At 39.2% G+C, this 16,941-nt stretch carries 12 protein-coding genes; 10 read left to right on the top strand and 2 right to left on the bottom strand.

The window, feature by feature from the left end:
* A partial coding sequence (locus AB4160_RS18155; protein ID WP_372005825.1) for a hypothetical protein occupies positions 1-218 on the top strand: 218 nt, incomplete at its 5' end.
* A gap of 321 nt (positions 219-539) precedes the next feature.
* Positions 540-2,135 (top strand): glycoside hydrolase family 43 protein, encoded by a 1,596-nt coding sequence (locus AB4160_RS18150; RefSeq protein WP_372005823.1) that lies wholly within the window; start codon positions 540-542, stop codon positions 2,133-2,135.
* A gap of 130 nt (positions 2,136-2,265) precedes the next feature.
* Here the strand turns inward: AB4160_RS18150 and xylA are convergent, their stop codons facing one another.
* Both xylA and xylB read right to left on the bottom strand, forming a co-directional pair.
* The gene (gene xylA / locus AB4160_RS18145) at positions 2,266-3,585 is read right to left on the bottom strand and encodes a xylose isomerase (protein ID WP_102435458.1); all 1,320 of its coding nucleotides are present in this window, start codon (positions 3,583-3,585) and stop codon (positions 2,266-2,268) included.
* 50 nt (positions 3,586-3,635) lie between these two features.
* A complete protein-coding gene (gene xylB, locus AB4160_RS18140) occupies positions 3,636-5,093 on the bottom strand; it encodes a xylulokinase (RefSeq protein WP_102435456.1) in 1,458 nt (485 codons plus the stop codon).
* Between the two features lie 201 nt (positions 5,094-5,294).
* On the opposite strand from xylB, the gene AB4160_RS18135 reads away from it, so the two are divergent.
* The 8 genes from AB4160_RS18135 to AB4160_RS18100 all read left to right on the top strand — a co-directional run bounded on the left by AB4160_RS18135 (position 5,295) and on the right by AB4160_RS18100 (position 16,843).
* Complete coding sequence (locus AB4160_RS18135) at positions 5,295-6,251, top strand: Gfo/Idh/MocA family protein (RefSeq protein ID WP_102435454.1); 957 nt, start codon at positions 5,295-5,297, stop codon at positions 6,249-6,251.
* A gap of 113 nt (positions 6,252-6,364) precedes the next feature.
* Complete coding sequence (locus AB4160_RS18130) at positions 6,365-7,399, top strand: LacI family DNA-binding transcriptional regulator (RefSeq protein ID WP_102435453.1); 1,035 nt, start codon at positions 6,365-6,367, stop codon at positions 7,397-7,399.
* Positions 7,400-7,696: 297 nt separating this feature from the next.
* Positions 7,697-8,404, top strand: coding sequence for an NrtR DNA-binding winged helix domain-containing protein (locus tag AB4160_RS18125; RefSeq protein WP_372000266.1), 708 nt, complete (start codon positions 7,697-7,699; stop codon positions 8,402-8,404).
* A gap of 140 nt (positions 8,405-8,544) precedes the next feature.
* The gene (locus AB4160_RS18120) at positions 8,545-9,903 is read left to right on the top strand and encodes an MFS transporter (RefSeq protein WP_102435449.1); all 1,359 of its coding nucleotides are present in this window, start codon (positions 8,545-8,547) and stop codon (positions 9,901-9,903) included.
* A gap of 93 nt (positions 9,904-9,996) precedes the next feature.
* Positions 9,997-11,034, top strand: a complete 1,038-nt coding sequence (locus AB4160_RS18115) for a glycoside hydrolase family 43 protein (protein WP_372005821.1) — start codon at positions 9,997-9,999, stop codon at positions 11,032-11,034.
* A 315-nt stretch (positions 11,035-11,349) separates the two neighbouring features.
* Positions 11,350-14,379 carry a TonB-dependent receptor gene (locus tag AB4160_RS18110; protein WP_102476771.1) on the top strand — a complete coding sequence of 1,010 codons (3,030 nt, stop codon included), beginning with the start codon at positions 11,350-11,352 and terminating at the stop codon, positions 14,377-14,379.
* Between the two features lie 71 nt (positions 14,380-14,450).
* Entirely contained in the window at positions 14,451-16,082 is a 1,632-nt protein-coding gene (locus tag AB4160_RS18105; RefSeq protein ID WP_102476772.1) for a tryptophan halogenase family protein, read from the top strand.
* Positions 16,083-16,114: 32 nt separating this feature from the next.
* On the top strand, positions 16,115-16,843 hold the full coding sequence (locus AB4160_RS18100; RefSeq protein ID WP_102435441.1) for a SapC family protein: 729 nt from the start codon (positions 16,115-16,117) through the stop codon (positions 16,841-16,843).
* The last annotated feature ends 98 nt before the right edge of the window (positions 16,844-16,941 follow it).

Below are 16,941 nucleotides of genomic sequence, written 5' to 3'. Positions count from 1 at the left end.
CTTCTGGTGTTTTAATGCTTTTAGCAGCTTCTTTAGCAAAAGCTTCAATATCTTTTTTGTTCATGAGTATCTGCCTATCCTTGACTCTCTATAGAGTACGTGTTGATAAGCAGTTACACAAAATTAGTTACAGCCTCAATAATCACAGCAACAATCAGTTAAACGATTACTTAAATAATCATTTCTACGATCAATTCAAACAGAAAGAATGCCTTTAAAAGCTAGTCTGTTGTCGGCACTTTTTCATCAATACTAACAATTTCCATTTTCTTAAATATCAGCAAAAGTCCGACATACACGCCAACCAAATTTAGCCCTAAACCTATCCGTTATATGACACATGTATCATTCAGTAGAGTCTATTAAACAGTAATTATTTAGTTGATATAAAAGCAATTAATATGTCAGTTTTTTGGTGAATGAACATTGAAAAATAAGCTTTTTTAGCAATAACTCCACCTCTAATGTTAGCGCTAACAACTGTTGTGTGATATAAAATAACTCACTTTTTAACTTTGTCGTTACAAAACAGGTTGCTTATGAGTCAACAAATAAACCCAATTTTACCAGGGTTTCATCCCGACCCCAGTATTGTCAGAGTAGGCGATGACTATTACATTGCCGTGTCGACATTTGAATGGTATCCCGGAGTTCAAATTTTCCATTCTGTGGATTTGGTTAATTGGACATTAGTGAGTAGGCCATTAAATCGGGCTGCACTACTGGATATGACAGGTTGTCCTGACTCCTGTGGTATCTGGGCGCCTTGTTTGAGTTATGCGGAAGGTTTGTTCTATCTCATTTATACCAATGTAAAACGATTTGATGGAAATTTTAAAGATACCCCTAATTATCTAACGACGTGTAGCACCATTGATGGTGAATGGAGTAACCCGGTTTATTTAAATAGCAGTGGTTTTGACCCATCATTATTTCATGATGACGATGGCAGTAAATGGTTAGTTAATATGCTGTGGGATCATCGACCAAATAAACATCCCTTTGCAGGGATAGTATTGCAGCAATATTGCCACAAACAGCAAAAGTTAATTGGCACAGCAGTTAATATATTTGCTGGTAGCCCTCATCGCCTTACAGAAGGCCCACACTTGTATAAGATAAATGATTATTATTATTTATTAACGGCAGAAGGTGGCACCAGTTATGAACATGCTTGCACGTTTGCGCGTTCAAAGCATATCGCGGGTCCTTATGAGATTGATCCCAATGTACATGTATTGACGTCTAAAGATCATCTCGATAAACCCTTACAGCGAACAGGTCATGGAGGTTTAGTTCAAACTCAAGAAGGGCAATGGTATTTAACCCATCTGCTCTCTAGGCCGCTAAAACTAGATGATGGTGTTAAGCGCAGCCCGTTAGGGCGAGAAACCGGTATTCAAGCATTAATATTACATGATGATGCTTGGTTTAGGCTGGCATCGGGTGAAGTGTATGGTGAGGTTAATCCTATAGGCTTAACCGTTACACCCAAAAGAGATTTCTCACATTATGATGACTTTTCAACCTCGATATTACCCTGCCATTATCAATGGTTGAGAATCCCAAATCCTGAATGTTTTTATAGTTTAACGGATAAGCCTGGCGCGTTGACTTTGTATGGTAAACATTCTGTAGGTAGTAGCTTTAAACAGGCACTTATCGCGAGAAGACAACAGCATTTATCTTTTGTGGCACAAACTCAATTACGCTTTAAACCAATGAGCTTTCAGCAACAAGCAGGGTTAATTTGCTATTACAATGCGCATAAGTTTCATTATTTGTATGTTTCATATGATGATGAAAAAGGTGTGCATATCGATGTTATGAGCTGTTTGGGTGATGAATCTTTAAAAGCTGATTTTCCCATTTATCAAAAACGGCTGCCAATTAGCAGCGAGACTGTGAGCCTTAGGGCTGAAGTTGATAATGAGCTGCTGACCTTTAGTTATTCGGTTGAGAAGGATGTGTGGTTACCTATTTGCGAATTAGATTACAGTGTTATTTCTGATGAAGCAGGAAAGGGTGAAGGCGCTAATTTTACTGGTGCATTTATTGGGATGTGTTGCCAAGATTTAACCGGCGCAAATATTGCCGCTGAGTTTAACTATTTTGATTATCAAGAAAAGCATTAGCGATTTAACACTTAACACTTAACACTTAACACTTAACAAGTCAGCGGTATAAAATAGGCCATCTTAATATTAAGATGGCCTATTTTTTATTCATTTAAACCTCAAAATAGGGGCTTAATAGAATTCAATGTTAAATATAGCGATTAACCACATTTTCAAGTAATTCTTGGCGTCCAGAAACCGATGTTGGATTGATATTCTGCTCATGGACTACCTTAGCTAAGCTTTCTAAGCTATGTTGACCATCAAAAATATCTTTACCAAGTCCTTTATTCCAGCCTGCATAACGTTGCTCTACAAATGAAGATAACGGTGCATCTTCAATAAGTTGTGCTGCATTAAGTAGTGATTTAGCCATGGTATCCATACCACCAATGTGACCATGGAATAAATCATCATTTTCACACGATTGACGACGAAGTTTTGTATCGAAATTTAATCCGCCGGTTGTAAAACCACCTGATTTTAAAATTTCGTACATCACTAAGGTACATTCAGCAACATCGTTAGGGTATTGGTCTGTGTCCCAACCATTTTGCATATCACCACGGTTAGCATCGATACTGCCCATAATGCCTTCAGCACATGCTACAGCTACTTCATGATGGAAGCTGTGTCCAGCCAAGGTTGCGTGGTTAGCTTCAATATTTACTTTAATTTCATCTTGTAAACCGTGCTTGTGTAAGAAGCCTGCGACGGTTGCAGTGTCATAATCGTATTGATGTTTAGTCGGTTCTTGAGGCTTAGGCTCGATTAACAAAGTGCCTTTAAAACCAATTTTATGTTTATGTTCTACTACCATTTTTAAAAAGCGTGCGTACTGTTCGCTTTCTTGCTTTAAGTTAGTATTCAGTAGCGAATCATAACCTTCACGGCCGCCCCATAACACGTAGTTTTCGCCACCTAAACGGTTAGTCACTTCCATTGCGTGTTTTACTTGAGCTGCGCCATAGGCAAACACTTCAGGGTTTGGATTCGTAGCACCACCTGCACAAAAACGTTTATTTGAGAACAGATTAGCTGTACCCCAAAGTAATTTAACGCCAGTACGCTGCATTTCTTTTTCTAGAATGTCTGCAATGTGGTTTACGTTAGCATGGCTTTCTTTTAACGTTGCGCCTTCAGGAGCAATATCGGTGTCGTGAAAGCAAAAATAGGGTACACCAAGCTTTTCAAAAAATTCGAATGCAACCTTGGCTTTTTGTTCAGCTAGAGCCAGTTGATCACCTACAGGTTGGATCCAAGGGCGATCGAAGGTACCTTCACCAAAAATATCAAAACCCGTTGAACAGAAGTTATGCCAGTAACAAGCGGCAAAACGCAAATGTTGTTTCATTGTTTTACCAAGAACGACACGATTTTCGTCGTAGTAACGAAATGCTAAAGGGTTTTTACTGGCTTCGCCTTCGTATTTTATTTTTTCGATATTATTAAAAAATTGTTCGCTCATGTTGACTCCGTTTCTTTTAGTTAATTTAATACTATTTAAGGGTTTAATTATTAAAATAGATGTTTGGTTGCTTGGTATAAGGCTTTAAATTTTTGATATTGATCGGCGTAATAAACTTGCATTTCAGGGTTAGGTAATACCAGGTGTTCAAGCTTGCCACTGGTGCAGATTGATTCAAGAGGACTCTGTTCTACAGCAATTCTTGCTAACCTTGCTGCGCCATATGCCGGTCCGACTTCACCGCCTTCACGGTATGAAAGTGAACGGTTCAATACGCTAGCAAGAATATCTCCCCATAATCGACTTTTTGAACCACCGCCAATAACCGTAATTTCATCAATGGTTGCACCCGCATCTAGTAACACCTGTTGACCATCAGCAAAAGCAAATGCCACACCTTCTAATACTGCGCGGCCAAGGCTGGCAGCAGTGGTGTTATGGTCTAAACCAAAGAAAACGCCTTTGGCATTCGGGTTATTGTGCGGGGTTCGTTCACCAGAAAGGTAAGGTAAAAACAACACTGAGTTTGGCTGACTAAAATCACATTTAGCGATTTGTTCTAGTAGGGCTGATTCATTGCCATAACCTGTTAGTTTTGTCACCCAACTCAAACAACTTGCCGCGCTTAATACCACCGACATTTGATGCCAGGTATCACTCAAACAGTGACAAAAAGTATGGGCAGCGTTATCTGGATTAGGTAAATATTGCTCATTTGCAACAAAATAAACGCCAGACGTGCCTAGAGATAAAAATGCTTGGTTTGGCTTAATCACGCCGATACCAATTGCGCCAGCGGCATTGTCACCCGCGCCAGCAACAACAGGCACAGAATCCATGCCCCATAAACTGGCAATATTCGGGCTTAACTTGCCTGTTATATCTGTGCCTTCAAATAGCTGCGGCATATGTTCAATGCTTAAAGAAGTTGCCGTTAGCATCGCTTCAGACCAGCAACGATTCTTGACATCTAACCACAGGGTACCTGCGGAGTCAGACATGTCTGATGCAAAATCCCCAGTCATTTTGAAACGTAAAAAATCTTTAGGTAATAATACCTTGGATACTTTGTTAAAGTTTTCAGGTTCATGCTCTTTTACCCATAACAACTTTGGTGCAGTAAAGCCTGGCATCGCAATGTTACCGGTAATATTACGCGAGTTGGGTTCATTTTCTTCTAAGGTTTTACATTGAATTTCGCTTCGACCATCATTCCATAATATCGCCGGACGAATAACTTGGTTGTCGCTATCTAGTAAAGTCGCCCCATGCATTTGACCTGACAAACCAATAGACTTAATCGCTTTGAGTAATTCAGGCTTTTGGGTTTTAAGCTCTGCCATCGCTGAACAGGTAGCTTGCCACCAATGATTTGGATCTTGTTCTGACCATTGGTCGTGGGGACGAGATATTGTCAGTGCTGAACTGGCTTGTGCTAACAACTGATCATTATTGTCTAAGATAATGACCTTCACACAAGAGGTTCCTAAGTCTATTCCAAGGTACATAATTCTATCCGTTGTTATGAGTTTCTATTTTTTTGTTAGCGCTAACATTATCATTGAGTTTTAAATCTATCAAGTGTATTTTGTTTCATTAATGTTAACTTTGGTTGGCTGTTAATCGAGTTAATAGCAGATAGCGCAGGTTTTACAGCGCGATAAATCGCTTTTGATAAGGCAATTTGATGAATATAAAGGGAGTAAAGTATGGCCAAGCTAAATTGGGGGATTGTTAGCGCAGGAAGGATTGCAGCTTTATTTTGTCAGGACTTAGTCTTTTCTGAGAATAGCCATTTATATGCGGTAGCAGCCAGAAAGCAAACTGATGCCGATGAATTTGCCAAGCAATACCAGGTTGAAAAAGCGTATCAAGGCTACCAAGCATTATTTGATGATCCAAAGGTTGATATTGTGTATATCGGCACCCCACATAATTTTCACTTTCAACAAGCCTTCGATGCGTTGACTGCTGGAAAGCATGTACTGTGCGAAAAACCGATGACAGTTTCAACAGAGCAATGCCAAATTTTGGTCACCTTAGCCCAAGATAAAGGCTTGCTGCTGATGGAAGCCTTATGGACTTACTTTTTACCTGCGATGCAACAAGCTAAGCAATGGTTAAATGATGGCCGAATTGGCAAGCTTAAGCACATTAAAGTTGATTTTGGTTATCCCGTGCCGTTTAACCCAGATGGCCGAGAATATAATGCTGAATTGGCGGGTGGTTGTTTATTGGATATGGGAATTTATCCCTTGGCAATTGCAGATTACTTCCTACAGTCTGATATCGATAATCTCTATGTTCAAGCACATGTCTGCGAAACAGGTGTGGAAGATGATGTCATCATTATTGGCAAAAGCGATGATGTGATGGTCAGTCTTGCAACCTCATTTCAATGTCGATTGGGTAATAATGCTTATCTTATTGGCGATAAGGGTTACATCTTGATCCCTGATGCATTTAGAGCGAAAGAATGTCATTTATTTCATCTTGATGATTTAATCGAAAGTTTTAGTGATGATAGACAATCATTAGGTTATCACTTTGAGGCAGATGAAGCATGCCGACTGATTAAGCAGGGCAAGGCTGAAAGTGCAGTGGTTACCCATCAACATAGCTTATTGTTTCAAGTACAGTTAGCCAAGGTTAAGGCGCTTATTTAAGGCTTAAGGTTAGTGTTTCTGTATCATTAAGTTTTTTAATATTAACGATATATTTATGAAGAACGTGAGTAGCTGTTTATATTTTTGACCTGATAATGATGAGTAGGCAAGTTATGGGTAAGGTAAAAAAAGCACGCATACAGGATGTCGCATTAGCAGCTGGTGTCTCAATGATGACAGTATCGCGGGTTTTAAACCAAGATCCTAACGTCAGTGATAATACTCGCAGTAAAGTGCTAGCTGTGGCTAAGCAGTTACACTATCGACCTAATGAATCTGCACGTCGATTAGCCAGTAATAAATCCTATTTACTCGGGTTAATATATGACAATCCAAGTGATGCCTATATTAGCCAGTTTTTGTTAAGTGCATTGAAAAACTGTCGTGCTAAAGGGTTTCACCTCGTGGTAGATGAAGCAGACAATAACCTTGATATAACACTGCAATCAGTAAATGATCTGATTAACGAAACCAAAGTGGATGGAATAATTTTACTGCCTCCGGTTTGTGACCAAAAGGAAATAATTGATTGTTTACAACGGGCTAATGTTCCGTTTGTAAGAGTCGCGCCGGATAGTCAATTAACTGTTTCACCCTATATTTGTATGGACGACTATCAAGCCGCTTTTGATTTAACGGAAACACTAATAAAACAAGGTCATCATAAAATTGGCCATATTATTGGTGATCCGAAGCAAGGGGTTAGTCGTTTACGCTATCAAGGTTATTTAGATGCACTGCGTTCAAATAGAATAAATACCCCACCGGAATACATAGAGCAAGGTTGCTTTAGCTATCAATCTGGAATGTTAGCTGCGAAGAAAATGTTGTCGTTAACTGATAAACCTAGCGCTATCTTTGCAGCTAATGATGATATGGCTGCCGCAGTCATATCAATTGCCCAAAACCAAGGGCTGAATGTCCCTAATGACTTATCTGTTGTCGGTTTTGATGATACAACGCTTGCTACGATTGTATGGCCAAACATCACTACGGTTAGGCAACCTATCAATGACATGGCCAAGTTAGCGGTGAGTTTATTTACCGCTAATAAAAATAAAGACTTTTCTGATCTAAAAGGCACTCAACTACGCAACATTCTAGACTTTACTATTATCCAAAGAGAGTCGAGTAAAGCGAACACGTAAACGACTAAAAGTGTTAATAAACTGGTTTTAACAATACTCACATCAAAAATTTGGAGGCATAAACACACGTTTACACTTGGGTGTTTATGCACTCAACATTTAACTTTTCAGTCTCTCAAAGTATAAATTGAAATTGTATCAGTCATTTACAATTATGATTTTGATGAGTAAAGTGTTTTATAAATTTCTGTTGTGTATGACTTTAGAATAGGGTGTTTAGCTAGCTATTGACTGCTACATCCCCTCAAGTTGTATCACATTGCTTGCTCTATTATTTGGATACCCCCCGTGAACTTTATAAACGAAGTTATTAATGAAGAAACGATTCCAGCTGATTGTATTAGTAACTTAACCGTTGATAATCTTATTTTTACCTTGCATGAAGGTAAGCTAAAAGTATTGCTCGTTAAATACAATCAAGGGCTTGCAACTAACCAGTGGGGGCTCGTTGGACACTGGGTACGCAGTAATGAGAATCTTGAAACGGCGGCATCTCGCGTCGTTAAAAATACCACGGGTGTCGAAAACTTGTACTTAGATCAGCTAGGTGCATTTGGTGATGTTGACCGTTATCCTGCCAGACGTATTATTACCATTGCTTTTTATTCATTAGTGCGTTTTGATGACACTGATTTAGCTCATGGTGCCAATGCTATTGAGTGTGAATGGTTTGATGTGAGACAAGTCCCTAAATTAATGTTTGATCATGGCAACATTCTCGCCAGCTGCTTAAATCATTTAAAATACAAAGTAAGACATGAACCCTTAGGTTTCAGTCTATTACCTGAGAAGTTCACTTTATTACAACTGCAAGAATTGTATGAATCTATATTGGGTTTAACCTTAGACAAACCTAACTTTCGTCGAAAAATTTTAAAGATGGATTTATTGATAGATTGCAAAGAAAAACAACGTAATGTGGCACATCGCGCTGCCGCATTGTACCGTTTTGACATTGATGTTTATGAAAAGCTGACGCAATTCGGTTATACCTTTGAATACTAAAACATAAGTTTTGCTACCCCATCAAAGACAGCAATCGCTGTCTTTTTTACATCCTGTTAATAATTACCTAAAGCTGTTTACAATGTTAATTAATTGATATAGTGTTTGTGACTATAACCTTTAATTGGAATGTAATGGTAATGGAAAAGACGAATAAGAAACTCACCATTAAAGAAAAGCTTGGCTATGGCCTAGGAGACACTGCAAGTAACATCGTGTTTCAAATGGTCGCCAACTTTATGTTGATTTTCTATACCGATGTTTATGGTCTCTCAGCTGCAGCAGCCGGAACCTTATTGTTATCGGTTAGGCTTTTTGACGGATTAACTGACCCTATCATGGGCGGTCTAGCAGATAGAACTCGTACTCGTTGGGGCTCATACCGTCCATACATTCTAATGTTAGCAGTACCTTATGGCGTTTTAGCCTGCTTAGCGTTTATCACCCCTGATTTTGATAGTACGGGTAAGTTGATTTATGCCTACGTGACTTATGGGCTGCTAATGACATGTTACACGGCAATTAACATTCCATATGGTGCTTTAGGTGGGGTGATGGCTTCAGATCCTAAAGAAAGGACCTCTTTACAATCTTTTAGATTTGCCATGGCGATGGCTGCGCTGGTGGTTATTGTTTGGGCAATACCAAGGTTAGTCGAATATTTTGGTCAAGGGAATGATGCTGTAGGTTATCCATTAGCAATGATTTTCATGGGGACATTAGCCGCTATCTGTTTCTTAATGTGTTTTGCAATGACCAAAGAAACACTCACTAACACGGATGCGAGTAAACGCTCGACTCAGAGTATTTTTAAAGATTTCTTTCAGTTATTTAAAAATGATCAATGGTTAGTCATTGCCATTATTAGTCTAGCGACGTTAATTCTTATCGGTATTCGAGCATCTGTTGCACCGCATTATATTAAATATTACATCGGTGATGAATCGCTGCTATCGAATTTTTTAACATTGGCAGCAGTGGGTTCAGTACTTGGTGCGATATCGACTAATTTCCTGTCTAAGTTTATTGAGAAAAAGATCCTGTTTCAGGTGGCATTAGTGGTAGTGATAATTTCACATTCATTATTTTATGTCATAGGCAGTGACCAAATAGCACTTATCTTTATTGCTTACTTCATCGCCAACTTTGCCCATATGATCATAACGCCCATTATGTTTTCAATGGTTGCTGACACTGTTGATTACGGCGTTGAGAAAATGGGTAAACGTTTAACGGCTATCACTTTTTCAGGGCATTTGTTAGCCATTAAATTTGGGTTTGCTATTGGTGGCGCATTAGCTGGTTGGATATTGTCTGCGTATGACTATGTCCCTAATGAAGTACAAACTGAACATACATTGTCAGGCATTTTATTGGCCTTTGCCGGAATACCTATTGCGTGCACCATCATCTGTTTATTTGTCATTAGTAAATATCGTTTAACAGAAATGGAAGTTAAAAAAATTCAATTAAATCTACTTGAAACAAAATGCAGCTAGTTACTTTTAATTATTGAAAATTGTTAATTTAAAAGTATTCGTTGAAATCTTGGTGTTGTATTGGGTGCTAAGGTTAAATAGAAAAGGGAAACCATGATTAATAAAGAAGTAAGTGATGCTGAAAGGAAGCAGCAATTGGATATTGAAAATGCTCATTCTTTTAAACAGAAGGATGAACCATTAGTATCTCATATATATACAGCCGATCCTTCTGCTCATGTGTTTGAGGATAAAATATATATCTATCCTTCACATGATATAGAAACTGATACTCAAATTAATGACGATGGCGATCATTTTGCCATGAAAGATTATCATGTTTTATCTATTGATAATGATACTAATGACGTGATTGATCATGGTGTTGCTCTGAGTGTAGAAAATGTTAAGTGGGCCAGTAAGCAAATGTGGGCGCCAGATGCTGCTCATAAAAATGGCGCTTATTATTTTTATTTTCCGGCTCGTGATTTACAAGGTATTTTTAGAATTGGCGTTGCAACAAGCCATTCACCAGCAGGACCGTTTGTTGCTGAAGATAATTATATTGAAGGTTCATTTAGTATAGACCCGGCTGTTTTTGAAGATGATGATGGCAGTTATTACTTATATTTTGGTGGTTTATGGGGCGGGCAATTACAAAATTGGCATGAAGGCCAGTTTAGTCAGCAAGACATTTACCCTGAAGATGAGCAAGCTGCATTGCCAGCCAAAATGGCAAAGTTATCAGATGATATGTTGTCTTTAGCCGAAGAGGTTCAAGACATCGTTATTGTCGATGAAAAGGGTCATCCAATCACCACAGCAGATAACCAACGTCGTTTCTTTGAAGCGTCTTGGGTACATAAACATAATGGGAAATATTATTTTTCATACTCTACTGGAGATACCCATAATATTGCTTATGGTATTGGTGATAATCCTTATGGGCCATTTGTATATCAAGGTGTGATATTAAATCCCGTTTTAGGTTGGACTAACCATCATTCAATTGTGGAGCATCAAGGAAAGTGGTTTTTATTCTACCATGATGCCAGTTTATCTTCGGGTCAAACACATTTACGTTGTGTGAAAAAAACACAATTACACCATGATTTAGACGGTCAAATAATAACCGTAACAGCATATGAGTAATGCTTTGTATAAAGCTGGATAGCAGCATTTTTATTTGCCTAAATAAGTTATGGTCAATTTGACCAGTAGATTTAAATGATACAGGTAAAGATTAACGAAAAGTTTACACATTTAAATACGCAATAATGAGCAGAGAATCGACAAACTATAGCTTTATATTGAATTTAACGATTTAATAACATACGAATCGATTGCAGTCTTTGTTAGTACTCTTTATTGGATTTTTAAATCAAACGGTTAGTTACTTCTGGGGAGTAATTAATTGAAAAAGGAGTCATTGCCATTTTGGCAATAACGAAGCGAGGGGAGAATGAGATGTTTAATAAAAAGATAATAGCCACTTCAATTCTAGCAGCATTAAGTTCAATGTCTGCAACACATAGCAGTTATGCTGCAGAAGCAGCTGATGAAGTCGAAGTGATTCAAGTGACAGGTATTCGTGGCAGTTTAATCCGTTCAATGGATCTAAAACGCGAAGCCGTAGGTGTTGTTGATGCCATTTCTGCAGAAGATATCGGTAAATTTCCGGATACTAATTTAGCGGAGTCACTGCAACGTATTACTGGTGTTTCTATTGACCGTTCTAACGGTGAAGGTAGTACTGTGACTGTGCGTGGTTTTGGCTCGGCACAAAATCTTATCACCTTAAATGGACGACAGTTACCTAATACTACAGGTAGTCGTACGTTTGATTTTGCCAATGTCGCTGCCGAAAGTGTATCCGGTGTTGAAGTTTATAAAACCTCTGATGCCAGCATTACTACTGGTGGTATTGGTGCAACGATTAATTTAAGTACTTATAAACCACTAGATGCACCCGGTCTAACAGCCAGTCTTTCAGGTAAAGCTGTAGATGATGCTTCGACTGAAACAGGTGGGGTTACTCCTGAGTTTAGCGGTTTATATTCACAAACTTTTGCTGATGATACTTTTGGTATTGCTATTTCAGGTAGTTATCAAGAACGTGAAAGTGGTATGAAACAGTTTTTAGCCGATCAAGGCTATCGTGCCAGTGACGCTAGCAACACAGGTTGGGGCGGCGTACCAGCAGGTGCTGAAGGCGGAACTAATCGTCCAACTATGGGTATTTACTCAAACCCACAACAGCCACGCTATGTCATGGAAGAACGTCAACGCGAACGTATCAATGGCCAATTAACATTACAATATCGTCCAATTGAAAACTTTACCGCAACCCTTGATTACACCACTTTTAGAAATACTATTGAAGAACAACATACTGATGCTTCAGTTTGGTTTAACTATGCTGGCGATCGCAGTGAATCGGTTTGGACGGGTGAGCCCAATGCTGTGCCATTAATTTATTCTGAAATTTATGACATCAACAGCCCTGGTGATTTAAAAGATACTTCATTAACTGTAGGTGCTTGGGGTCGTGAAGAGGTTACTGATTCAATTGGCTTAAACCTTGATTGGCAGGTAACAGAAGATTTAGTGTTAACGCTAGATCATCATAGCTCTAAAGCCAACATGAAAGCGTCGGATCCACGTCACGGTACTCGTAACAACGTGCAATTACCGTCATATACGCGTAGCCGTACCGGCCTTGATTTAACGGGCAGTTTACCGGGCATTGCTGTAGGCGATATCGAAAACTTTAACCCTAGTACCATGCGTTTATCAGGAAGTTGGTTTGCCAATGACAAATACACGTCAGAAATTGATCAAACTCAATTAGATGGTAAATACCATTTTAACAGTGATTTAAGTATTGATTTTGGTGTTTCGCTTAACACTGTGAATAACCGCTATCGTCATACTCAAGTGCAACGCCCAGATTGGGGTGGCGTCGGTGAAGAAGGTGACTTCGAGGATATTAATTGGACTGAAGATACCATCCTAGACAAATTTGATGATACAGGTACCGCTGGTGATTTTGAAGGTACTCCAACCCAAAGTGATTACGATTTATTTAATCGTATTTTCTTTGCTGACTTTGATGAGATCATCAGTGCTGCAGAATATGCCGATCCTATCGCTAATGTTGATGGTCTATATGGTGATTGTAAGGCCGCCTCTGGCGCTGCTGCAGGTCCTAATGGAGAAGGCCAATTCTGTGCTTCGACGAATTGGGATGCTGATACCAACCGCTTTACTGAAGAAGAAACCACCGCAGCATACATTCAAGCTAATTTCTTAGGTGAAATGTTTGATATGCCATATAGCGTACATGTCGGTCTACGTTATGAACAAACTGATGTAGTCTCGACAGCTTCGGCGCCGGGTTATAGCCGCGTTGAATGGAACGAAGACACATCCACCTCTATCACGGGGCAAACAGGTATTGAAACTCTAAAGCAAAGTGCTGACTACGATATTTTCTTACCAAACATTAACTTTAACTTAGATGTGACCGAAGATGTACGCGTTCGCGCAGCAGTAGGTAAAACAATTTCACGTGCGGGTTATAACTCGCTGTTAGGTGGAACGACCATTAATACGGGTGGTAATTTAAGTGGGTACTCTGGCAGTTCAGGGAATCCTGGCTTAGAACCATTAGAGTCAATTAACTATGACTTGTCTGCAGAGTGGTATTACGATGCGGGTAGTTATGCTTCTTTGGGTTATTTCAGAAAGGACGTGTCTAACTGGATTAGCTATGGCTCTACACAGTCTAATATTTTCAATCTATCTAACCCTTTGAGTGGTGATAAATTTAATGCGGCAGTGGCAGCTTTAGGTGCTAACGCATCAAATGAGCAAATTCGTACTTATATTTTTGAAAATTATGCAGATGATCCAAACGTAACACCAAATTTTGATGATGATGGCTTGTTAGATGGCGGTACGATTGCTGGCGACCCATTAACAGATGATGAAGTCGTATTTGACTTAAATGTGCCTATTAATGGTGACACAGAACATACCATCGATGGCATTGAGTTTAATGTACAACACTTATTTGGTGAAACGGGTTTCGGCGGTATTGTAAACTACACCATGGTAGATTCAGATTTACAATATGATGATAGTTCACTTGAAGATACTGAAGCATTAGTGGGCTTAAGTGATACTGCAAACTTAGTGTTATTTTACGATAACTACGGTGTGCAGGCGCGTATTGCTTATAACTGGCGTGATGAGTTCTTGTCAGATAAACGCGTTAATGGCGATTTAACCACGCCTATCTACACTGAAGAATATTATCAAATTGACTTCAGTATCAGTTATGACATTCCAGCAGTTGAAGGACTTACCGTCTTTGCTGAAGGGATAAACATTACTGAAGAAGTGGTTCGTAAGCATGGTCGTCAAAGCCAATTAGTGTTTGAAACAACACAAACAGGTGCGCGATATGGATTAGGGGTTCGCTATACGTTCTAGTAGCGAGCTGTAAATGATAGCGGCTGTCCCCAGTCGCTATCACCCTTATTTACTTGTGTTTGTGGTGAGCAATGAATAATAAAATCACAGAAGTTGTTATTGTTGGCGGTGGTACAGCAGGCTGGTTAACGGCAGGGATCCTTGCTGCACAGTTCAAAAAAAAGTCACTAGCGTTTAATATCACCCTAGTTGAATCCGCTGATATTCCCACGATAGGCGTGGGTGAGGGGACTTGGCCTTCAATGCGTGAAACGCTGAAACATATCGGGATTCGCGAGTCAGATTTTTTAACTCATTGCGATGCCAGTTTTAAGCAAGCGTCGAAGTTTGTTAATTGGAACAATCCAACGACGAGTCATAGTTATTACTACCATCCATTCACACAACCTGTAGCGGCTGATTTTCAACAGATAACCGACAATGCAGTCACTAACCACTCTGCTTGTCATTACGATGGTGCAGCCAGTTTCGCTCAATTATTCTGTTATCAATCAAGTCTTTGCCAGCTTAATTTAGCCCCTAAATTAACCCATACAGCAGATTACGACTATATCGGTAATTATGGTTATCATCTTGATGCGGGTAAATTTGCATTATTATTAAAAAATCATTGTATTGATACACTTAACATCAAACATATCAGCGCTAACGTCATAGGACTTAATGCGGATGCAACAGACTTTATTACCTGTTTACAGACGGATTCTTTAACGTCGCCGCTTGTTAATGGTGACTTATTTATCGATTGCAGTGGTCAACAGGGCTTATTGATAAAACAGCATTATAAAATTCCGTTTATTTGTAAAAAATCTATCTTGTTTAACGACCGTGCCGTTGCGGCTCAGGTGCCTTATTCATCGAAAAACCATCCCATTAATTCAAGTACCCTTGCCACAGCGCAGGCTGCTGGTTGGATTTGGGATATTGGATTGCAATCTCGCCGTGGGGTTGGCTATGTGTATTCCAGTGAGTTTATATCAGATGAAGAAGCCAAGATTGCGTTAACGCAATACATTGGTGGTGAAGTCGACAGCGTAAGCGTTAAACACCTTAGCTTCAATCCTGGCCATTTAAGCAAATTTTGGCATAACAACTGTGTTGCTATCGGCATGTCAGCTGGCTTTATAGAGCCGCTAGAAGCGTCAGCTTTAGCCTTAGTCGAACAATCAGCGATGTTTATTGCTGAGCAGTTTCCGCATCATGTGCAAGTATTGCCTCTTATTGAAGAGCGTTTTAATCAACGAATGCTCAACCATTGGCAACAAATAATTGATTTTTTAAAGCTGCACTATGTTTTATCAAATAGAAAAGACAGTGAGTATTGGCGTAAACATAAAGATGACACCACAACGCCAACTTCTTTACTGAAGTTATTGGCGCTTTGGCAGCACCAAGCCCCGAGTAAATACGATATTACCCAAGCTTATCCGCTTTTTCCTGCTGCCAGTTATCAATACGTGTATTACGGCATGAAGCAACATGAGCTGAGTGACAAACTCGATTTAAGTCAATACTCGGCGCAAATACAGAAGGTCGCTCAGCAGCAACAACAATTAAAACAAGTCGCTATTTGTAATCGAAGTTTACTTAACAGTATTCAGCAAAGCATTATTCAAACAAGCAGAAACAAAGATCTCACTATAAAAAAAAGCCCCATTCATAACCGCGCCGACGATCATCATGACAAGGCTCAATTAGCATAGTGGTATTAATAAAACCCAAAAGGAACGCATCTATGGCTACTCACGCATTATTAAATAACGTTGAACATAAAAATATAAAAATTATTACCGAACGTTCAGCTAAGTATGGCGATGACCAGTGGTTTTCACCGACTTTTGTCGCTGAATTTAAAACGGTTCAGGCTCATTACCCGATTATGTTTCAAAAAAATGCTGACACAGGCGAGTTTACGCCAGTCACCCTGTTTGGGTTTAAAAATAATGAAAACTTATTCTTAAATGAAGGTAAGTGGGATGCCAGTTATATCCCGCTTTCAATGCAAAGATTGCCATTTTACATTGGCACTCAGCATTCGGTAATGAACGGGGTATCTGAGCCACAAAGAGTCATTACCTTAGATATGGACTCACCTAGAGTCAATGATGAGCAGGGCGTTGAACTGTTTTTACCTTTTGGTGGCAATAGTGAATATTTGGAGAATATGGCCAATATACTTGAGGAGTTACATCAAGGGCTCAATGCGAATGCATTATTTGTTGCTGCACTCACTCATTTTGATTTACTTGAAGCGGTGACTATCGACGTGACGTTAAATAATGACAGTCAGCATCAGTTAATTGGTTTTTATACTATCAATGAAGATAAGCTAGCCAGTTTGGCGGCTGATAAAGTGATTAAATTACATCAATCAGGGTATCTTGAAGCCATTTACATGATTATTGCTTCTCAGGCGCATATGAGAAAACTGGTTGAACGTAAAAACAGTCAACTGACCCATTAATGGGATTTTGATGATAAATACTTTATCAGTAAATTTGTTTATTTATTATCATTAATTCGATACCGTATCATGGCTATATATCTTTTAAACAAGCATGC

Source organism: Shewanella sp. 10N.286.51.B8, from assembly GCF_041469325.1.
Taxonomy (GTDB): domain Bacteria; phylum Pseudomonadota; class Gammaproteobacteria; order Enterobacterales; family Shewanellaceae; genus Shewanella.
This window is presented reverse-complemented; position numbering and strand designations above follow the sequence as displayed.